This window comes from Apilactobacillus sp., from assembly GCF_025290035.1.
In the GTDB taxonomy this organism is placed as follows: domain Bacteria; phylum Bacillota; class Bacilli; order Lactobacillales; family Lactobacillaceae; genus Apilactobacillus.
In genome coordinates this window covers 236,396-257,117 of record NZ_JAMBKT010000001.1, presented here as the reverse complement: position 1 = coordinate 257,117, position 20,722 = coordinate 236,396, and the positions used below count along the sequence as shown (strand labels likewise).

19 protein-coding genes are annotated in these 20,722 nt (G+C 34.5%); all 19 read left to right on the top strand.

All coding sequences use genetic code 11. The features are described from left to right. Positions 1 to 8: 8 nt before the first annotated feature. The 19 genes from M3005_RS01250 to ribF all read left to right on the top strand — a co-directional run bounded on the left by M3005_RS01250 (position 9) and on the right by ribF (position 20,698). Positions 9 to 1,007 (top strand): D-2-hydroxyacid dehydrogenase, encoded by a 999-nt coding sequence (locus tag M3005_RS01250; RefSeq protein WP_293792941.1) that lies wholly within the window; start codon positions 9 to 11, stop codon positions 1,005 to 1,007. A gap of 151 nt (positions 1,008 to 1,158) precedes the next feature. Then, positions 1,159 to 1,905: a 30S ribosomal protein S2 gene (gene rpsB, locus M3005_RS01245; RefSeq protein ID WP_053950156.1), complete on the top strand. Its 747-nt coding sequence runs from the start codon at positions 1,159 to 1,161 to the stop codon at positions 1,903 to 1,905. A 111-nt stretch (positions 1,906 to 2,016) separates the two neighbouring features. Further along, complete coding sequence (gene tsf, locus M3005_RS01240; RefSeq protein ID WP_053950155.1) at positions 2,017 to 2,892, top strand: translation elongation factor Ts; 876 nt, start codon at positions 2,017 to 2,019, stop codon at positions 2,890 to 2,892. A 133-nt stretch (positions 2,893 to 3,025) separates the two neighbouring features. Continuing rightward, a complete protein-coding gene (pyrH, locus tag M3005_RS01235; RefSeq protein WP_053950154.1) occupies positions 3,026 to 3,748 on the top strand; it encodes a UMP kinase in 723 nt (240 codons plus the stop codon). Positions 3,749 to 3,750: 2 nt separating this feature from the next. Then, a complete protein-coding gene (frr, locus tag M3005_RS01230; protein WP_053950153.1) occupies positions 3,751 to 4,314 on the top strand; it encodes a ribosome recycling factor in 564 nt (187 codons plus the stop codon). A 32-nt stretch (positions 4,315 to 4,346) separates the two neighbouring features. After that, entirely contained in the window at positions 4,347 to 4,736 is a 390-nt protein-coding gene (locus tag M3005_RS01225) for a hypothetical protein (protein WP_293792968.1), read from the top strand. A 64-nt stretch (positions 4,737 to 4,800) separates the two neighbouring features. Beyond that, positions 4,801 to 5,565 carry an isoprenyl transferase gene (locus M3005_RS01220; RefSeq protein WP_463670939.1) on the top strand — a complete coding sequence of 255 codons (765 nt, stop codon included), beginning with the start codon at positions 4,801 to 4,803 and terminating at the stop codon, positions 5,563 to 5,565. 14 nt (positions 5,566 to 5,579) lie between these two features. Then, positions 5,580 to 6,368, top strand: coding sequence for a phosphatidate cytidylyltransferase (locus M3005_RS01215; RefSeq protein ID WP_293792936.1), 789 nt, complete (start codon positions 5,580 to 5,582; stop codon positions 6,366 to 6,368). 17 nt (positions 6,369 to 6,385) lie between these two features. Further along, positions 6,386 to 7,657 (top strand): RIP metalloprotease RseP, encoded by a 1,272-nt coding sequence (gene rseP / locus M3005_RS01210; RefSeq protein ID WP_293792934.1) that lies wholly within the window; start codon positions 6,386 to 6,388, stop codon positions 7,655 to 7,657. Between the two features lie 21 nt (positions 7,658 to 7,678). Next, positions 7,679 to 9,388 (top strand): proline--tRNA ligase, encoded by a 1,710-nt coding sequence (locus M3005_RS01205; protein WP_293792932.1) that lies wholly within the window; start codon positions 7,679 to 7,681, stop codon positions 9,386 to 9,388. A 53-nt stretch (positions 9,389 to 9,441) separates the two neighbouring features. After that, positions 9,442 to 13,773, top strand: coding sequence for a PolC-type DNA polymerase III (locus M3005_RS01200; protein ID WP_293792931.1), 4,332 nt, complete (start codon positions 9,442 to 9,444; stop codon positions 13,771 to 13,773). Positions 13,774 to 13,887: 114 nt separating this feature from the next. Continuing rightward, positions 13,888 to 14,361, top strand: a complete 474-nt coding sequence (gene rimP, locus M3005_RS01195; RefSeq protein WP_053950147.1) for a ribosome maturation factor RimP — start codon at positions 13,888 to 13,890, stop codon at positions 14,359 to 14,361. 17 nt (positions 14,362 to 14,378) lie between these two features. After that, a complete protein-coding gene (nusA, locus tag M3005_RS01190; RefSeq protein WP_293792930.1) occupies positions 14,379 to 15,464 on the top strand; it encodes a transcription termination factor NusA in 1,086 nt (361 codons plus the stop codon). Between the two features lie 26 nt (positions 15,465 to 15,490). Further along, positions 15,491 to 15,790 carry an RNase P modulator RnpM gene (gene rnpM / locus M3005_RS01185; protein ID WP_293792929.1) on the top strand — a complete coding sequence of 100 codons (300 nt, stop codon included), beginning with the start codon at positions 15,491 to 15,493 and terminating at the stop codon, positions 15,788 to 15,790. Further along, positions 15,780 to 16,097 carry a L7Ae/L30e/S12e/Gadd45 family ribosomal protein gene (locus M3005_RS01180; protein ID WP_053950144.1) on the top strand — a complete coding sequence of 106 codons (318 nt, stop codon included), beginning with the start codon at positions 15,780 to 15,782 and terminating at the stop codon, positions 16,095 to 16,097. Before rnpM ends, M3005_RS01180 begins: the two co-directional genes overlap by 11 nt. 4 nt (positions 16,098 to 16,101) lie before the next feature. Then, positions 16,102 to 18,363: a translation initiation factor IF-2 gene (infB, locus tag M3005_RS01175; RefSeq protein ID WP_293792928.1), complete on the top strand. Its 2,262-nt coding sequence runs from the start codon at positions 16,102 to 16,104 to the stop codon at positions 18,361 to 18,363. 14 nt (positions 18,364 to 18,377) lie between these two features. After that, positions 18,378 to 18,725: a 30S ribosome-binding factor RbfA gene (gene rbfA, locus M3005_RS01170; protein WP_293792927.1), complete on the top strand. Its 348-nt coding sequence runs from the start codon at positions 18,378 to 18,380 to the stop codon at positions 18,723 to 18,725. A gap of 107 nt (positions 18,726 to 18,832) precedes the next feature. Beyond that, positions 18,833 to 19,744, top strand: a complete 912-nt coding sequence (truB, locus tag M3005_RS01165) for a tRNA pseudouridine(55) synthase TruB (RefSeq protein ID WP_293792926.1) — start codon at positions 18,833 to 18,835, stop codon at positions 19,742 to 19,744. Between the two features lie 18 nt (positions 19,745 to 19,762). Then, the gene (gene ribF / locus M3005_RS01160; RefSeq protein WP_293792925.1) at positions 19,763 to 20,698 is read left to right on the top strand and encodes a riboflavin biosynthesis protein RibF; all 936 of its coding nucleotides are present in this window, start codon (positions 19,763 to 19,765) and stop codon (positions 20,696 to 20,698) included. The last annotated feature ends 24 nt before the right edge of the window (positions 20,699 to 20,722 follow it).

The window sequence follows — 20,722 nt, the reverse complement described above, 5'->3', positions numbered from 1 at the left end:
GTTTCATAATGAAAATAATTGCATATGGTATTAGAAACGACGAGTTACCTTTTCTAAAGGAATGGGAAAACAACAATCCAGATGTTGAAGTTAAAGTTGAAACTGAATTGCTTGATTCAACTACAGTTTTAAAAGCTGAAGGTTTTGATGGGGTTGTCGCATATCAACAAAAACCATACACAAAGGAAATTCTAGATAAACTGGGTGAATTTAATATCCACTATTTATCTCTTAGAAATGTTGGAACTGATAACATTGATGTTGAGGCAGTATCAAAAAATGACATTACAGTCACTAATGTTCCTGCTTATTCACCAAATGCTATTGCGGAGTTAGCAATTACACAAATTATGAGATTACTTCGAAACACCAAAAGATTTGAAAGCAAACAAAGATCTGGTGATTTAAGATGGGCTCCTGAAATTGGGGAAGAACTTCATACAAAGACTGTTGGGATTTTTGGAACAGGTAGAATTGGTAGAGTTCTTTTAGATATTTGTAGAGGGTTTGGTGCCAAGGTAATTGCTTATGACCCATTTAGAAATCCAGAACTAGAAAAGCAAGGAGTTTATGTTGATACTCCAGATGATCTGTTTAAGAAATCTGATATCATTTCTCTTCATGTTCCGGCCGTTAAAGAAAACGAACACATGGTAAATGAAAAAACTTTATCGGAAATGAAAGATGGTTCATACATTATTAACGCGGCAAGAGGGACTTTGATTGATACAGATGCATTAATCAAAGCTCTAGATTCAGGTAAAATTGCAGGGGTAGCATTAGACACATACGAAGGTGAAGTGGGAGTGTTTAATGAAGACTTTAAAGATTTTTCAGCTGTTCCTGACGAAAGATTAAAGAATCTGATGGGAAGAGACAATGTTTTAGTTAGTCCACATATTGCATTTTATACAAAGACAGCTGTTCAAAATATGGTTGAATTTGCTATGGATGCAAATAGAGATTTAATTAAAACTGGAAATTCTGACAAAGTAGTCAAATTTTAGCTTGATTATTTACCGGTGCTGATATACAATAATATTCGGTGTTTATCACCAATTCACACTCAATATGACTGCTTAGTAAGTGCCATTATTATGGTTTCTAAGTGGGATGATTATTGGGGAGGAAAAAAACTTTTTTTGGAGGGCTATTATAATGGCTGTTATTTCTATGAAACAATTACTAGAAGCTGGTGTTCATTTCGGACACCAAACTCGTCGTTGGAACCCTAAGATGAAGAAATTTATCTTTACCCAACGTAACGGAATTTACATTATCGACTTACAAAAGACTGTTAAGATGATCGATAATGCTTACAACTTCATGAAGGATGAAGCTGCTAAAGGTGCTACTGTTCTTTTTGTTGGTACTAAGAAGCAAGCTCAAGATTCAATCCAAGAAGAAGCTGTTCGTTCAGGTCAATACTACGTTAACCACCGTTGGTTAGGTGGAACTTTAACTAACTGGGACACTATCCAAAGTCGTATTAAGTACCTAAAGGATCTTAAGAAGATGGCTGAAGATGGTACTTTCGAACGTCTACCTAAGAAAGAAGTTGCTCTTCTAAAGAAGAAGACTGACAAGCTTGAAAAATTCCTTGGTGGTATCGAAGATATGCCTAAGGTTCCAGATGTTATGTTTATCGTTGACCCTCGTAAAGAACAAATCGCTGTTCATGAAGCTCACAAATTAAACATTCCTATCGTTGCTATGGTTGATACTAACTCAGATCCTGATGATGTTGATGTTATCATTCCATCAAACGATGATGCTATCCGTGCCGTTCGTCTAATTACTGCAAAAATGGCTGACGCTATTATTGAAGGTAACCAAGGTGAAGAAAATGTTAGCGAAAGCACATTTGAAGACACTAAAGATGAAAACGAAAGTGAAGACAAGTAATATTTTAAATATTAATATTGTTTAAACACTTAGGCTGACTCATGTTTGGACCGATAAGGCCTGGGAATGAGTCGGCCTTTTTTAATGATATAAATTAAGGAGGCCATAACAATGGCAAAGATTACTGCTGCTCAAGTAAAAGAACTACGTGAAAAAACAAGTGTAGGTATGATGGATGCTAAGAAAGCTTTAGTTGCTTCTGATGGTGACGAAAAGAAAGCTATCGAATACTTACGTGAAAAGGGTATTGCTAAAGCTGAAAAGAAGAGTGACCGTGTTGCTGCTGCCGGTTTAACTCGTGTTGTTACACACGGAAACGATGCTGCTATCGTTGAAGTTAATGCTGAAACTGATTTCGTTTCAGGTAACGATGACTTTAAGAATCTTATTGATTTAATCTCAGCTAAAATTGTTGAAGCAAAACCTGCTGATGTAGAAGCTGCTTTAGCTCTTGATGTTGATGGTGAAACAATCAACGATAAGATTATTAACACTACTCAAATTACTGGTGAAAAGATCACTCTTCGTCGTTTTGTTGTTCTAAGCAAAGCTGATGACGAAAGCTTTGGTCACTACCTACACAACCAAGGTCTAATTGGTGCACTTGTTCAAATCCAAGGTGTAGATGAAACTGTTGCTAAGCATGTTGCTATGCACATTGCTGCTACAAAACCAGAATACCTAGACAGAAACGAAGTTCCTCAAGACAGACTAGAAGCTGAAAGAGAAAACTTGAAGAAGGAAGCTCTACAAGAAGGCAAGCCTGAAAATATCGTTGAAAAAATGGTTGAAGGTCGTCTAAACAAGTTCCTTTCAGAAATCAGTTTAGCTGATCAAGAATTCGTTATGGACTCAGACAAGACTGTTGGCGAATTTGTTAAAGAAAACGGTGGTTCACTAAAAGCTTTCGTACGTTACGAAGTTGGTGAAGGTATCGAAAAACAAGAAACAAACTTTGTTGACGAAGTTAATAGTCAAATTAAATAATAAATATGAAGAAGGACACTATTTTGTGTCCTTTTTTTATGTGTTTTTATCCAAATATTTATTGCAATAATCTGTTTTTAGGGTGCATATTATGCTAAAATTAAGTTAATGAACTTGTAATGGAGGAAATTCGATGTCTGATTTAAAATATAAACGTATCGTCCTAAAGCTTAGTGGTGAAGCCCTAGCTGGTGACGAAGGGTTCGGAATCAACCCACCTGTGATAAAGAAAATCGCTCAAGAAATAAAAAATGTTTATGAATTAGGAATTCAAATCGCTATCGTTGTCGGTGGTGGTAACATGTGGCGTGGAGTTGCTGGTTCAAAAATGGGCATGGAACGAACTCAAGCAGATTACATTGGAATGCTAGCCACAGTTATGAATGGATTAGCATTGCAAGAAAACCTTGAATCATTGGGGGTTCCAACAAGAGTACAAACTTCAATCGAAATGAGACAAATTGCTGAACCATACATTAGAAGAAAAGCAGTAAGACACTTAGAAAAGAATAGAGTTGTTATTTTCTCTGGTGGAACTGGTAACCCATTCTTCTCAACAGATACAACTGCTGCATTAAGAGCTGCTGAAGTTCATGCTGACGCAATCTTGATGGCTAAGAATGGTGTAGATGGAATCTACTCAGCTGATCCTAATCAAGATCCAGATGCTGTTAAATTTGATGAATTAACTCAAATGGATATTATTAATAAGAATCTTAAAGTTATGGATACAACAGCTAGTTCATTATCTATGGATAATGATATTCCACTTGTTGTCTTTAACTTAAATGAATCCGGCAACATTGAAAAAGTTGTTAAGGGTGAAAAAATCGGTACTACAGTTAAGGGGAAATAAACATGGCTACTCAAAACGAAATTCTTGATAATGCAAAAGAAAAAATGCAAAAATCAATTGCATCTTTAAAACACGAATTATCTTCAATTAGAGCCGGTAGAGCAAATGCCAGTCTATTGAATGGTGTTAATGTTGAATACTATGGAGCACCAACTCCATTAAACCAAATCGCTTCAATCACAGTTCCTGAAGCAAGAGTTATTATGGTTAGTCCTTATGATAAATCTGCTTTAGATGATATCGAAAAGGGAATTCTAGAAGCTGATATTGGTATTAACCCAGCTAATGATGGAGACAACATTCGTTTGATTGTTCCACAATTAACTGAAGAAAGAAGAAAAGAAGTTTCAAAGAAGGTTAAAGCCGTCGGAGAACAAGGTAAAGTTGCTATTAGAAATGTGCGAAGAGAAGCAATGGATGCCGTTAAAAAAGGTAATAAGAATGATGAGTTCACGGACGATGAAGCTCATGATTTAGAAGAAAAAGTACAAAAGCTTACTAATGATCAAATTAAAGACTTAGAAGCTGTTGTTGATAACAAAGAAAAAGAAGTTATGAACGGTTAAGAGATAGGACAGGGGGAATCACCGTGGAAGAAATGGAAGTCACACCAGGTACCGAACAATTTACAAAAATGGTATTTAAATTAAATGGAGATTTAGACGATTCAACTATTAAATCTTTGGAATATAATGGCAATACAGTTGAAGAAATTCAAGACGGAATTTTTGTTATGCCAGTTTATGTTGAAGAACAATTCAACATTTTCTTAGTTGTTTCTAAATTAATTGAAGATGACTGGATCGTCGCATTTACACAGGCTACCATTGAGAACGGTTCTGAAATAACAGATTTAAGTGATCCTATTCCAACCGGAGAAGGACTAAATATGTTAGGTGACCAAAACGCGGATGAAGCCAACCAACTATTAAAGTATTTTGAAACTTTAGTTGAAGCTAAACGTGGAGAATGGAGATTAATCCAATAAAATAACTTAACTAATTTGGGATGAGGATTTATTCTCATCCTTTATTTGTATGAATTAGGTGAAAATGATGTTTAATTTTAAAAAGAAAAGCAAGGTTATCGAATTTGATTATGAAAACATTCCTAATCACATTGCGATAATCATGGATGGTAATGGTAGATGGGCTCAAGAAAGACACCTACCTAGAATTGCTGGACATAAGCAAGGAATGAACGTAGTAAAAAAAATCACACAATCAGCTAGTGCTTTAGGCGTTAAGGTATTAACTTTATATGCTTTCTCTACTGAAAATTGGAAAAGACCAGAAAAAGAAGTTAACTATTTGATGGATCTTCCAGAAAGATTTTTTAGTACTTTTGTTCCTGATTTGGTAAAGAATAATGTAAAAGTTAACGTTATGGGATACGTTGATCAATTGCCTAAACAAACACAAACTGCTATAAAAAATGCCATTGAGGATACAAAGGACTGTACAGGAATGGTTTTAAACTTTGCTTTGAATTACGGTAGTCAAGATGAAATCGTAACCGCTGTTAAATCCATTGCAGAAAAAGTTTCTAATAACGAAATATCAATTGATAGCATCAATAAAGAAACTGTTTCAGATAATCTAATGACTGCTGATTTAGGCGAATATGCCAATCCTGACTTACTTATTCGTACCAGTGGAGAAGAAAGATTATCTAACTTTTTATTATGGCAATTAGCATATAGTGAATTCGTTTTTGACGATACTAAGTGGCCCGATTATACTGAAGATAATTTGAAAAATTGTATTTTAACTTTCCAATCTAGACATCGTCGTTTTGGTGGTTTAACAAATAAATAATTTAGGAGATAAATATGAAAACAAGAGTAATAACAGCAATCATCGCTTTAGCTTTCTTTGTGCCAATTGTATTGATTGGTGGAATTCTAATCGAAGTTGGCGCAATTGCATTGGGAATTGTAGCAATGTCAGAAGTTTTAATTATGAAGAAGAAACTATTAGTTTCTCCAGAAGCATTACTATCATTTTTAGGGGTTAGTATTCTAATAGCTCCTTCAAATTGGTTTAGTGCATTACCACATTTTTTAAGTGTTAATTTTATTTTTTACATTATCGTTATGTTATTAATGTTAAGAAACGTTATTACAAAAAATATTTTTTCATTTGATGATGCTGGAGTATTAACTATTGCAATGTTATACATTGGAATGGGATTCCATTACTTTATTGAAGCAAGAGGTGCAGGGATTGCTGTTTTATTCTATGCTTTATTTATTGTTTGGATTACCGATTCTGGAGCATACGTATTTGGTAGAAAATTAGGTAAAAACAAATTAGCTCCACATGTAAGTCCCAACAAAACTTGGGAAGGATCTATTTGTGGATCTGTACTAGCGATTATCGTTGCTACTGTTTGGATGCAATCATTTGAAATTGGTAACGTATCAATGTTGGTAGCAATAATTATCACTGCCGTGTTATCAATTGCAGGACAATTTGGTGATTTAGTAGAATCAGCATTGAAGAGATATTATCAAGTTAAGGATTCTGGTAAAATCTTGCCAGGTCATGGTGGAATCTTAGATAGATTTGATAGTTTGCTATTTGTACTACCACTTCTTCATTTGTTCGGCATTATCTAGCCTAAAGGAGTTTTAAAATGATTACGACAATACTCGCATTCATCGTTGTCTTTGGAATATTAGTTTTTGTTCATGAGTTTGGTCACTTTATTGCAGCCAAAAAATCAGGAATAATGGTAAGAGAATTTTCCATTGGAATGGGTCCTAAAATTTTCTTTTATCGTCATAACCATACAACATATACCATCAGAATTTTACCATTAGGTGGATACGTTAGAATGGCTGGATTAGCTGATAATGAAACGCAACAACTGGAACCTGGAACACCAGTTACTCTTGAATTTAATGATAAAGATGAAGTTACATTAATTAACACTAGCCAAAAGAAAAGAAATATTAACGGACTACCATTAGAAGTTTCAGACATTGATCTTCAAAAGGGTTTATGGATTGAAGGGTATCAAGACAATAATGAAGATGTAAAACGCTTTAATGTTAATCATGATGCACTAATGATTGAATCTGATGGGACAACAGTTCAAATTGCTCCTGAAGACGTTCAATTTCAAAATGCACCTGTATTAAAAAAGATGATTACTAATTTTGCAGGTATTTTTAATAATGTTTTACTTGCGATTGTAGCATTTTCATTGCTATCTTTCCTACAAGGTGGGGTTGTTAGCACACAAAATAAAGTAAACACAGCTTCTGGACACTCTGTAGCTAGAGATGCTGGAATCAAAAACGGTGATAAGATTATCAAGGTCGATAATGTTAAAACTGATAACTGGAACGAATTAAGTTCAGCTATTCAAAGCAAGCCAAATACTAACGTTGTTTTAACAGTTGAAAGAAATAATCAAACCCATATCATTAAACTAAAAACAGATTCACAAGAATCAAATGGGAAGAAATATGGTTTAATCGGGATTGAAAACACACTAGATACATCGTTTGGAGCTAAGTTATTATCTGGCTTTACTAGAACTTGGTATATGACGAAGTCACTATATTCTCAATTGGCTTATATGGTTAGCGGTCACTTTAGTTTAAATGATTTAGGTGGACCAGTTGCAATTTATGCTAATACATCTAAGGCAACTAAACTTGGGATGGCAGGGGTTGTATACTTCATTGCTTTCTTATCTATTAATTTAGCAATTATGAATTTAATACCAATTCCGGTCTTAGATGGTGGTAAAATATTAATGAACATAATTGAAGCAATTAGAAGAAAACCAACTTCTGAAAAAGTAGAAACAGTTGTTACTCTAATAGGGTTTGCAATCATTGTTGTATTAATGCTATTAGTGACAATTAATGATATCCAAAGATATTTTCTACACTAATAATGTATAAGGAGATTTTTTATGAAACAATCAAAAATGTTAATCCCAACGCTTAAAGAAGCACCTAAGGGTGCAGAAGCTATTAGTCATCAACTAATGCTTAGAGCGGGATATATCAAGCAAGTATCAGCGGGGATGTATGCATATTTACCACTTGCATACAAAGTTATTTCAAAGATTGAAAACATCATTAGAAAAGAAATGGATGCAATTGACGCAAATGAAACACTTATGCCAGCTGTATTACCTGCAAACTTATGGGAAAAATCTGGTCGATTAGCAACATATGGACCAACATTATTTCAATTAAAAAATCGTCATGACACAGACTTTATTTTAGGTCCAACTCATGAAGAAACTTATACTGAAATTATTCGTGACTCAATTAAGTCATACAAAAAGTTACCTTTGGTACTTTACCAAATTCAACCAAAATATCGTGATGAAGAAAGACCTCGTAATGGATTATTACGTGGCCGTGAATTTATTATGGAAGATGGATATTCATTCTCAATTAACGATGAAGATTTAGACCGTATCTACAATCAAATGGAAGATGCATATCGTAAAATCTTTGATCAAGTAGGTCTTGATTATCGTACTATTATTGGTGATGGTGGAGCTATGGGTGGATCAGATTCAATTGAATTCTCTGCTCCTGCAGCTGTTGGTGAAGATACAATTGTATATTCAGATGATAGTGAATACGCTGCTAACTTAGAAATGGCTAAGAGTATGTACGTACCTGATCAATCAACTGAAACTCAAAAAGATCTTGAAAAGATTAGTACTCCAAATGTTAAGTCAATTGAAGATGATGTTGAATTACTAGATACAATAGCAAGTAATGTAATCAAGAGTGTGTTATTTATTGCTGATGAAAAACCTGTTTTAGTATTAGTTCGTGGAGACCATGAAGTTAACGATGTTAAGGTTAAATCAGAATTAGGTGCTTCATTCTTTGATTTAGCAAATGATGATCAAATTAAGGAATTTACTAACACATCTCGTGGATATGTTGGACCTTTCAATTTAGATGAATCAGTTACTATTTTGGCTGACAACTATGTACAAGATATGGTTAATGCATACGCTGGTGCTAACGAAGATGGCTACCATTTTGCTAATGTAAATCCTAAGAGAGATATTGAAAATGCTAAATATGGTGATTTTAGAGAAGTTCAAGAAGGTGAAATTTCACCAGACGGTTCAGGCGTTCTTAAGTTCACTAAGGGAATCGAAATTGCTCATATTTTCAAGTTAGGAACAAGATACTCAAAAGATTTAGAAGCAAATGTTCTTGACGAAAATGGACGTCAAACACCTGTAGTTATGGGATGTTATGGAATTGGTATTAGTAGATTACTAACAGCAATTGCTGAACAACAAGCGGATGAAAATGGACTAAGCTGGCCTAAGTCAATTTCTCCTTTTGATATTCACTTAATTCCTGTAAATACAAAAGACGAAACACAAGTTAGTGTTGCTGACGAATTAGAAACAGCTCTTAAAGATGCTGGATTTGATGTGTTAACTGATGATAGAAAAGAAAGAGCAGGAGTTAAATTTGCTGATTCTGATCTAATCGGTTTACCAATCAGAGTTACTGTCGGTAAAAAAGCTAGCGAAGGTATCGTAGAAATCAAGATTAGAAAAACAGGTGAAACTGTAGAAGTAAAACAAGAAGAAGTTGTTAATACAGTTGAAATCCTACTAAAAGATTTGAAATAGAAAAGAGGTCAGTGTCCAGTACTGACCTTTTTTAGCTGATTAAGATTGGAGGGATGACGTTGGCTAATAACGAAGAATTGTTTAAAAAGTTACTAAATCAACTTCAACTGGGTGATAAGGTTGATTCTGAAGACTTTAAAGATGGACAAATTGAATCGATTGATATTCATAAAAAATCTAAAGTATGGCAATTTAATTTAATGTTACCTAAGATTCTAAATTACGATGTTTTTATCGATTTTTATAATCGTATGCAAGCAACATTTGATGAGATTGCTGAAACTAAGATTAGTTTAAAGGTAAATGATAATAGTTTTGACAATAAGACCCTAGGTCAATATTGGGAATGGGTTGTAAAGCATGCGGATTTATCAGATTCAATTAGAAATGAACTATTGAGAAATAGCGAACCTAATTTGAATGGAAATAAGGTAGAACTAGCTGCAGATAATGAAATTGTCAAAAACTTGATTGTTGACCAAGCTTTAGGAGCAATTGAAGCAAACTACCAAAACTTAGGTTTTCCCGAATTTCATATTAATGTCTTTATTGATGAAACAGCTTCTCAAGAAAGAATCAAACAATTTAAAATCGAACGTGAGAAAAAAGATGCTGAATTAGCACAACGTGCTATGAAGGCTATTCAAGAATCTTCTAGCAAACGTGAGAAGAAAGCTGCTAACGCTGTTCCTAAGGGAAAAGTTCAAATCGGTAAGAAAATTAAAGAAGATTTAGATGTAACTAAAATGATCGATATAGTGCAAGAAGAAAAAATGGTCATTGTTAACGGTCATATCTTCAAAAAGGAAATCCGCTCACTTCGTTCTGGAAGACAATTAATGATGTTAGAAATCACCGATTATTCATCATCAATTGAAGTTAAAAAGTTCTCCAATAATGAAACTGATGAAGCCAATTTTGCTGCATTACAAGAAGGAGATTGGATAAAAGTTCGTGGTGGAATTCAAGAAGATAATTATAGTCATGAACTAACCTTGAATGCATACGACATTAATCCACTTCATCATGAAGACAGAATGGATACATCTGAAGATAAGCGTGTTGAATTACATTTGCATACCAAAATGAGTCAAATGGATGCAACTAACAGTATTGAAGAATATGTAAGTAGAGCAAGCAAGTGGGGTCATCCTGCGTTAGCAATTACCGATCATACGGCTGCACAAGGTTTCCCATTTGCATATACAGCAGCGCAAAAAAATGACATTAAGATGTTGTATGGTGTTGAAGCAAACATTGTTGACGATGGGGTGCCAATTACTTTTAATGAAGATGATAGGGAATTAGCGGATGCTACATATGTTGTTTTTGATATTGAAACAACTGGATTATCAGCAATTTACGATAAAGTCATCGAAGTTTCAGCCGTTAGAATGCAACATAATAACGTATTAGATCAATTTGAAGAATTCATTGATCCTGGTTTTCATTTATCTGACTTCACTACAGAATTAACTTCTATTACTGATGATATGGTTAAAGGTTCTAAATCAGAAGAAGAAGTATTTAAGTTATTTAGAGAATTTTGTGGTGATTCAATTATCGTTGGACATAACGTTACTTTTGATGTCGGCTTTATGAATGTTGGATATCAAAGATACGGAATGGAAGAAATCCAAAATCCGATTATTGATACTTTGCCATTAGCAAGATTTTTGTATCCAAACTACAAGAGCTATCGTTTAAATACTTTAGCTAAGAAGTTTGACGTAGCATTGGAACACCATCACCGTGCGGTATATGATGCTGAAACTACTGGACATTTAAACTATATTTTCATCAAAGACGCAGAAGAAAATTATGGCATTACCAGAGTTTCACAATTAAATGAACATATGTCTGATAATGATTCCTATAAGCATGCCAGACCTTTCCATGCTATTCTAATGGCGCAAACGCAATCTGGATTGAAGAATTTATATAAGTTAATTTCAATTTCTAATGTTGAATACTTCTATCGTGTTCCACGAATCCCACGAAGTGTCTTAGAAAAATACAGAGAAGGTATTTTAATCGGTTCCGCTTGTGCTAATGGTGAAGTGTTCACTGCAATGCTGCAAAAAGGGAAAGAAGAAGCTAAGAAAAAAGCTAAGTTTTATGATTACTTGGAAGTTCAACCTAGTGCGGCATATAAGCCAATGATTGATTCTGAACTTATTCATAGCAAACAGCATCTAAGAGAATTGATGCAAAATATGATCGATATGGGACATGAAATGGATATACCAGTTGTCGCAACTGGGGATGTTCATTATCTAGATCCTGAAGATTTTATTTACAGAAAAATATTAATTCATTCTCAAGGTGGAGCAAACCCATTAAACAGAAATGAGTTACCTAAGGTACCGTTTTTAACCACAAACGAAATGTTAGATGACTTCAGTTACTTAGGTGATGATTTAAGTAAGGAGATCGTTGTAGATAATACACAAAAAATTGCCAATATGGTTGATGATGGAATTCATCCAGTGTTGGATAAACTATATCCACCTCACATGAAGGGTGCGGATGATGAAATTCGTAACTCGACAATGGATAAAGCACATGAACTATACGGAGATGATTTACCTGATTTCCTTCAAGCAAGATTAGACAGGGAATTAGATAGTATCATTGGTAACGGTTATGCAGTTATTTATCTGATTGCCAAAAGATTGGTAGATAAGAGTAATAAAGATGGATATTTAGTTGGATCTCGTGGTTCGGTTGGATCTAGTTTGGTTGCCACAATGTCTGGTATTACTGAAGTTAATCCACTGCCACCACATTATCGTTGTCCTAACTGTAAGTACTCACATTTCTTTATGAAAGGTGAATATGGTTCAGGATATGATTTACCACGCAAGGAATGTCCTGAATGTGGCACATTGATGATTGGTGATGGTCATAATATTCCGTTCGAAACTTTCTTAGGTTTTAGTGGAAATAAGGTTCCTGATATTGATTTAAACTTCTCTGGTGATTATCAACCAATTGCACATAACTACTTAAAAGTCTTGTTCGGTGAAAATAACGTATATCGTGCTGGAACCATTGGTACGGTTGCAGATAAGACGGCTTATGGTTATGTTAAAGCGTATGAAAGAGATACTCAGCAAACCATCAGATCCGCTGAAATTGATAGATTGGCCCAGGGTGATACTGGTGTTAAGAGAACAACGGGACAACATCCAGCTGGGATTATTATCGTTCCAGATGACATGGATATTTTTGACTTTACACCAATTCAATATCCTGCTGATGATCAAAATTCAGCCTGGGAAACAACCCACTTTGATTTCCATTCAATTCACGATAATATTTTGAAAATGGATGTTTTAGGGCATGATGATCCAACCATGATTAGAATGCTACAAGATTTATCAGGTATTGATCCACAATCAATACCAATGGATGATCCGGGTGTAATGGGGCTATTCTCAGGAACTGAAACAATTGGTGTAACTGAAGAACAAATTCAATCAAAAACAGGTACGCTAGGTGTTCCTGAATTTGGAACTAAGTTTGTTAGAGGGATGCTTGAACAAACTAAGCCACAGAACTATTCTCAATTACTACAAATTTCAGGATTGTCCCATGGTACCGACGTGTGGTTAGGAAATGCGGATGAGTTGATTAAAGAAGGTAAAGCAACCATCGCCAACGTTATTGGATGTCGTGATAATATCATGACCGATTTAATTAATTGGGGATTAGACTCAGAAACATCATTCCAAATTATGGAATTTGTCCGTAAGGGTAAAGGTATCAAAGACGAATGGCAAGAAAAAATGCATGAGGTTAATATTCCACAATGGTATATTGATTCATGTTTAAAGATTAAGTACATGTTCCCTAGAGCCCATGCTGCTGCGTACGTATTAATGGCGTTACGAGTTGCATATTTTAAGGTGTACTTCCCATTAGTATATTACTGTGCATATTTCTCAGTTAGAGCTGATGATTTTGATCTAGTTTCAATGTGTCGAGGTAAAGACGCTGTGAAAACTAGAATGAAAGAAATTAACGATTTAGGTAATGATGCTTCTGCAAAAGATAAGAATTTATTAACTGTTTTGGAATTAGCTAATGAAATGTTAGAAAGAGGTTTTGATTTCGAAATGGTTGATTTGAATAAATCTGATGCTGAACAATGGTTAATTGAAGACAATAAATTGATTGCTCCATTTAACGCTATTCCAGGTCTTGGATTAAACGTCGCTAAGCAAATTGTTGCTGCTAGAGCTGATAAAGAGTTTATTTCAAAGGAAGATTTGGCCAAGCGTGGAAAAGTATCTAAGAAGTTAATTGAGTTCATGACTGAAAATCATGTAATTGATAATTTACCTGATGAAAATCAATTGAGCCTATTCGATATGATGTAGTATGTATTGATTAAAATAACTATCCATGGTAAAATAACGATAGTTTATATCTGAGAAGAAAGGAGTGAGCAGAAATGCTCGCTCTTTTTATTGGATTTTTTAGGAGGCGTATCATTGAGCGAAGTTACACAAACAGTAAAAGAATTAGTAACACCAATTCTAGATAGTCATGGTTTTTATTTATATGACATCGAATTCGTACATGAAGGTAAGAGTTGGTATTTAAGAGTTTATGTTGATAAAGATGGTGGTATTAACATTGAAGACTGTGCCTTGGTATCAGATGAATTAAGTGAAAAACTAGATACCATTGAACCGGATCCAATTCCACAAGCATACTTTTTAGAAGTATCATCACCTGGAGCTGAAAGACCTCTTAAGAAACCTCAAGATTATGAAAACGCAGTTGGTGAATACATTCATGTATCACTTTATGCACCTATCAATGGTGAAAAAGTATACGAAGGTACATTGAAAGAGTTAAGTGATGAAGAACTTATTTTGACTGTTAATTTAAAGGGTCGAATTAAAGATTTAAATATACCAAGAAAATCTATTGCCAAAGCAAGACTAGCAATTAAATTTTAGCTAAGGGAGATATTAAAATGAGTAAAGAACTTTTAGGCGCATTAGATGCCCTAGAAAATGATAAGGGAATTTCTAAGGGAACTGTTATTGATGCCCTAGAAGCTGCATTAATGTCAGCTTACAAACGAAACTACAACCAAGCACAAAACGTGGAAGTAGTTTTTGATGAAAAGAAGGGTAACATTCACGTATATGCTGTAAAGACAGTCGTTGAAGAAGTAGTTGACCCACGTCTAGAATGCAGCATTGCAGATGCACTACAATTAAACCGTGGTTATGAATTAGGCGATGAAATCAAGTTTGAAGTTACACCTAAGAATTTTGGTAGAATTGCTGCTCAAACTGCTAAGCAAGTTATTATGCAAAGAGTTCGTGAAGCAGAAAGAACTATTGTTTATAACAAATACAGTAAGTACCAAGATGAATTAATCACTGGTGAAATTGAACGCCAAGATGATCGATTTGTATATGTTGACTTAGGCAAGGTTGAAGCTGTAATGCCAAAGAATGATCAAATGCCAAACGAACAATACAGACCACAAGATAGAATTAAGGTCTATGTTAACCGTGTTGAAGATGCTACCAAAGGGCCACAAATCTTTGTTAGTAGAACAGCACCTGGTTTACTAAAACGATTATTTGAAGAAGAAGTTCCTGAAATTTATGATGGCACTGTTGAAATTGTTTCAATTGCCAGAGAAGCTGGAGATCGTGCTAAAGTAGCTGTTAGATCAAACAGTGAAGATATCGATCCAGTTGGAACTACTGTTGGTCCAAGAGGTCAACGTGTACAAACAATCGTTAATGAACTTGGCGGAGAAAACATGGACATCGTTCAATGGACAGAAGATCCTGCCGAATTCATTGCTAACTCATTAAATCCATCTGAAGTAGTTGACGTTATTTTTGATGAAGAAAATGAAAGAGCATGTACAGTAATTGTTCCAGATTATCAATTATCATTAGCCATTGGTAAACGTGGTCAAAACGCTAGATTAGCTGCTAAGTTAACTGGATACAAGATTGATATTAAATCAGAATCTGAAGCAGATGGTGTAGAAGAATATGCTACAGATGATGATGAAGGAATTGATAACGACTAATTATCAGCTTAAGGAGTGATGGTTCAATGAGAACAAGAAAAATTCCAATGAGAAAAGATGTTGTCACCGGTGAAATGGCTCCCAAAAAAGATTTAGTTAGAATCGTTAAAGATAAAGAAGATAACGTTTCTATTGATGAAACTGGTAAAAAATCAGGTAGAGGAGCATATGTATCAATTGATGTAAAAGTAGCTGAAAAGGCTAAGGCTTCTAAGAAACTAAACGAAGTTTTCTCAGTTAATCTAAGCGATGACTTTTACGATGAATTAATTGCATACGTTGATCATAAACAAGCCAGAAAAGAACTTTTTGAAAATGACAAATAAAGAGCAAATTTTAAACTTTATTGGTATCGCAAAACGTGCTGGTAAGATTACCACTGGTGAAGACATATTGCTTAACGCAATAAAAAAGAATAAAATTAAATTTCTGATTATCGCTACTGACTCTGGAAAAGCCAGCTTGAAGAAATTTACAGATAAGGCTAATTCATATAACATTCCAACCAATCAAATGTTTACTAAGGTAGACATAAGCGATGCAATTGGAATTCCTCGAACCATAATCGGAATTGCGGATAATGGATTTGCCAAACGTTTGAAGGAAATGACAAATAATTGTAAAGGAACGTGATGGTATGGGTAAGAAAAGAATTTACGAATTATCTAAAGAGATAAATGTAGCTAGTAAGACAATAATTGATGAAGCAAAAAAGAAGGGATATGATGTTAAAAATCATATGTCCGGATTAACAGCGGATGAAGAAAAAGCTATTCGTGATCATTTTGCTTCAAAAAATAAGCCGGCTAAGAGTGACAAAGCCACAAACACTAAACATGCTAACAATAATTCTAAGAAACCTGCCGAAAAGCCACGTAAGACTTTAAATCAAAATAATAATGATAAGGCAAGACAATCTATGAACAATAACAATACAAATAGTACAAGAAACACTAGTAACACAAACAACACAAACAATAATTCATCTTCCGACTTTAAAAAAGGTAAGAAGAATAAGAAGAAGTTTAATAAGAAGAACAACCGTGGAAACAACAAGTTTGCAGGGATGTACACTAAGAACCAACGTATTAGACAAAACAACAAGAATAAGAAAGCTCCAGAAAGAAAAGAACGTCCATTACCAGAAACTTTAGTTTACAGTGTTGGTATGAATGCTCAAGAAATTGGAAAGCTTATTCATAGAGAACCTGCTGAAATTGTTAAGAAATTATTCCTATTAGGAATTATGGTTAACCAAAATGTATCTCTAGATAAGGATACAATTGAACTATTAGCTGAAGACTACGGTATGAAAGCTGAAGAAAAAGTTGAAGTTAACGTTTCTGATATCGATAAAATTTTTGATGAAGAAGCAGAAAATACTGATTACTTAGAAGATCGTGCACCAGTAGTTACTATCATGGGTCACGTTGACCATGGTAAGACTACGTTGCTTGATTACTTGAGAAACTCACACATCACAGCTGGTGAAGCTGGTGGAATTACACAAGCTATTGGTGCCTACCAATTAAAGAGAAATGGTAAAACTATTACATTCTTAGATACACCAGGACATGCTGCATTTACTGCAATGCGTGCTCGTGGTGCTGATATCACTGATATTACCATTTTAGTTGTTGCTGCTGATGATGGTGTTATGCCACAAACAATCGAAGCTATCGATCATGCTAAGGCTGCCAAGACACCAATTATTGTTGCAATTAACAAGATTGATAAACCGGGTGCTAACCCTAACCATGTTATTGAACAATTAGCTAGTTATGAACTTATCCCAGAAGACTGGGGTGGTGACACTATCTTCGTTCAACTATCTGCTAAGATGGGAACTAACGTGGACGAATTACTAGATATGATTCTTCTAGAATCAGACGTTATGGAACTAAAGGCTAACCCTAAGCAACATGCTGCAGGTTCTGTAATTGAAGCTAGACTTGACCGTGGTCGTGGACCAGTTGCTACTTTATTAGTTCAACAAGGAACAATGCACGTTGGTGATCCAATTGTTGTTGGTGACACTTTCGGTAGAGTTAGAACTATGACTAATGAATTAGGTGAAGACCTTGAAGTTGCAACTCCATCTACACCAATTGAAATTACTGGTTTAAATGATGTTCCTGAAGCCGGAGACCGTTTTGTTGTCTTTGATGATGAAAAAACAGCTCGTGCTGCCGGTGAAGAAAGAGCTAAAGAAGCTCAAATGGAAGAACGTAAGAAGAACAATAGTGTTACTCTAGATAACTTATTCGAATCTCTAAAAGAAGGAGAAATGAAAGAAGTAGAAGTTATCATTAAAGCTGATGTTCAAGGTTCAGTTGAAGCTTTAGCATCAAGTTTACAAAAGATTGATGTTGAAGGCGTTAGAGTTAACATCGTTCACAGTTCTGTTGGTGCGATTAATGAAAGTGATATTGCGTTAGCTCAGGCAAGTAATGCGATTATCGTTGGATTTAACGTTCGTGCAACTCCACAAGCAAAGGCACAAGCTGAAACTGATAATGTTGATATTCGTTTACATCAAGTTATCTATGATGCAATTGACGAAGTTGAATCAGCAATGAAGGGTATGCTTGCTCCTAAGTTTGAAGAACACATTACTGGTGAAGTTGAAATTAGACAACTATACAAAGCTTCTAAAGTTGGTACTATTGCCGGTGGAATGGTTACCAGTGGTGTAATCAAACGTGATAGTAAGATTAGATTGATTCGTGATAACGTTGTTATCTACAACGGTGAACTTAATAGTTTGAAGCGTTTCAAGGATGATGCTAAAGAAGTTAAACAAGGTTTCGAATGTGGATTTACAATTGAAAACTACAATGATCTTAAAGAAGGAGACGTTGTAGAAGCATACGAAATGAAGGAAGTTCCTGCTAAGTAAAGGAGTGAATGAATATGGCTCAATACAGAGTTGGAAGACTTGAACAAGAAATTCAAAAAGAAGTAAATGATATTTTACTAAAACGAGTTAGAGATCCACGTGTTCAAGGGGTAACTATTACTGGGGTAGATGTTACTGGTGATTTACAACAAGCAACCATCTATTACAGCACATTATCAGATAATGGTGATGAAGAAGAAGTTACTCAAAAAGGACTAGATAAAGCTACATCTTTAATTAGAGGTGAACTTGGTTCTCGCTTGAGTATTTATCGTACTCCTGAATTAGTTTTCAAATTAGATAGCTCCATTCAATATGGAAGTAAGATTGATCAATTAATCAATCAACTAAAGAAACAATAAAAATAATAAAAAGGCCTGCAATTGTTTGCAGGCTTTTTTTGATGGAAAAATAAAGTGTTCAATTATGCTATAATTTACGTTAAATAGTAATCAAGGAGCGAATAATTATGGATGGAATTATCCCATTATATAAAGAAAAAGGAATGACTAGTTTTGCATGTGTTAGTCAATTACGTGGCATTCTTAAAATGAAAAGAATTGGTCATAGTGGGACCTTAGATCCTAATGTTGAAGGAGTCTTACCCATTTGTTTGGGAAAAGCAACTAAATTAGTTGATTACTTAATGAATTCTGGAAAAATATATCAAGGCAGTATTACTTTAGGATTTGATACCACTACAGAAGACTTAGATGGCGAAGTGGTTAGCACTAAAGATGTTGAAAAACCGTTATCCAATGATCAGATTGATGAATTGTTGAAAAGTTTCGTATCAGAAGACTTAATACAAATTCCGCCAATGTATTCAGCCGTTAAAGTGAACGGGAAAAGACTTTATGAATACGCAAGAAATGGTGAAACGGTTGAACGACCAGAGAGACATGTTCAAATTCACTACTTTAAACAAACTAAAGCAAGCGTATATGACGAAGAAAAAAAGCAACAAACTATTTTCTTTGAAGTTGGCTGTGGAAAAGGAACATATGTAAGAACATTAGCCGTTGATTTTGGTAAGAAAATAAACATGCCTGCCGTAATGTCTAGTTTAACTAGAATTAAAAGCGGTGGCTTCAATATCGATGAGACTTTCAAACTGGACGATATTAGAGCTGCCGTAGAAAATGATAAAATTGATGAAATTGTGAAATCAATTGATTCTGCTTTATCTGATTTTAAACATTTGGAATTAAATGATACACAATGGGAAACCGTTAAAAATGGGGGCTTTTTATCACTGAATGTTATTGATACAAAAGATGATAAATGTGTGTTAACTTATAAACATGCCGTTAAGGCTATTTATTATTATGACGAAAACAAACAGGTATATAAGCCTGAAAAAATGTTTAGTAATCAATAAGTTTAGAAGGTTTAAAATATGAAAATTATCAATATACATCACCCGATAAAAGCATCATTTGAACAAAAAGAAAAAATCATACTAGCAATGGGATACTTTGATGGTATTCATAAGGGACACCAAAAGGTAATAAATCAAGCTAAAACAATTGCTGATGAAAAGGGGATGCCCTTAGGGGTTCTGACATATGACCATAAACCAGCAGTTGTATATGATCAATTATCACCACATGATAAAAGAGACATCATTCTACAAAAAAATAAATTTAAAGAGTTAGAAAAGTTAGGCGTTGATATTGTTTTTGAAGTGAACTATAGTTTTAACTTTCAAAACCAATCACCACAAGAATTCGTTGATAATTATCTAATTAGATTTAACGTTGACACAGTTGTTGCAGGAACAGACCATACATATGGTGCTAAAGACGCAACAATGGACCTATTACCTAAGTACTCATCTGGAAGATTCGATGTCGTATCAGTTGACCTAGCAGATTACCATCTGGCTAAAATTAGTTCCACTAGAATCAGAAGAAATTTAGATCAAGGACACATTGATACTGTTAATATGCTACTGGGAAGACCTTTTAGAACCAACGGAACCGTTGTCCATGGATTCGCCAGGGGGAGAGAATTAGGTTATCCAACAGCTAACATCGACCATGATGAATTACAATGGTTGCCCATAATTGGTGTTTATATTGTTGATGTTTGGATTGGTGATGAAAAACATCACGGAATGGCATCAATTGGAAGAAATGTTACTTTTGGAGACAAAAATCCAATTACAGTTGAAATAAACATTTTAGACTTTAATGACAACATTTATGGTGAAGTCTTAGAGATTGATTGGTTACATCGTCTTCGTGGCGAAGTTAAATTTGAAGGTGTTGAAAAGCTGATAGAACAGCTTAAATCCGACGAACAAATGACGAGAGAATATTTTAAAAAGTAGTGGCCGTTTTTCTTGACCAATTTT

What these genes read in the sequence shown, in the direction of transcription:
- M3005_RS01220 (WP_463670939.1), top strand. Translation starts at nt 4,801, where the DNA reads ATGATGTTTAATTTTAAAAAGAAAAGCAAGGTTATCGAATTTGATTAT.
- rbfA (WP_293792927.1), top strand. Translation starts at nt 18,378, where the DNA reads ATGGCTCAATACAGAGTTGGAAGACTTGAACAAGAAATTCAAAAAGAA.
- tsf (WP_053950155.1), top strand. Translation starts at nt 2,017, where the DNA reads ATGGCAAAGATTACTGCTGCTCAAGTAAAAGAACTACGTGAAAAAACA.
- rnpM (WP_293792929.1), top strand. Translation starts at nt 15,491, where the DNA reads ATGAGAACAAGAAAAATTCCAATGAGAAAAGATGTTGTCACCGGTGAA.
- M3005_RS01200 (WP_293792931.1), top strand. Translation starts at nt 9,442, where the DNA reads ATGACGTTGGCTAATAACGAAGAATTGTTTAAAAAGTTACTAAATCAA.
- ribF (WP_293792925.1), top strand. Translation starts at nt 19,763, where the DNA reads ATGAAAATTATCAATATACATCACCCGATAAAAGCATCATTTGAACAA.
- infB (WP_293792928.1), top strand. Translation starts at nt 16,102, where the DNA reads ATGGGTAAGAAAAGAATTTACGAATTATCTAAAGAGATAAATGTAGCT.
- rpsB (WP_053950156.1), top strand. Translation starts at nt 1,159, where the DNA reads ATGGCTGTTATTTCTATGAAACAATTACTAGAAGCTGGTGTTCATTTC.
- pyrH (WP_053950154.1), top strand. Translation starts at nt 3,026, where the DNA reads ATGTCTGATTTAAAATATAAACGTATCGTCCTAAAGCTTAGTGGTGAA.
- frr (WP_053950153.1), top strand. Translation starts at nt 3,751, where the DNA reads ATGGCTACTCAAAACGAAATTCTTGATAATGCAAAAGAAAAAATGCAA.
- truB (WP_293792926.1), top strand. Translation starts at nt 18,833, where the DNA reads ATGGATGGAATTATCCCATTATATAAAGAAAAAGGAATGACTAGTTTT.
- M3005_RS01225 (WP_293792968.1), top strand. Translation starts at nt 4,347, where the DNA reads ATGGAAGTCACACCAGGTACCGAACAATTTACAAAAATGGTATTTAAA.
- M3005_RS01180 (WP_053950144.1), top strand. Translation starts at nt 15,780, where the DNA reads ATGACAAATAAAGAGCAAATTTTAAACTTTATTGGTATCGCAAAACGT.
- nusA (WP_293792930.1), top strand. Translation starts at nt 14,379, where the DNA reads ATGAGTAAAGAACTTTTAGGCGCATTAGATGCCCTAGAAAATGATAAG.
- M3005_RS01215 (WP_293792936.1), top strand. Translation starts at nt 5,580, where the DNA reads ATGAAAACAAGAGTAATAACAGCAATCATCGCTTTAGCTTTCTTTGTG.
- rseP (WP_293792934.1), top strand. Translation starts at nt 6,386, where the DNA reads ATGATTACGACAATACTCGCATTCATCGTTGTCTTTGGAATATTAGTT.
- M3005_RS01250 (WP_293792941.1), top strand. Translation starts at nt 9, where the DNA reads ATGAAAATAATTGCATATGGTATTAGAAACGACGAGTTACCTTTTCTA.
- M3005_RS01205 (WP_293792932.1), top strand. Translation starts at nt 7,679, where the DNA reads ATGAAACAATCAAAAATGTTAATCCCAACGCTTAAAGAAGCACCTAAG.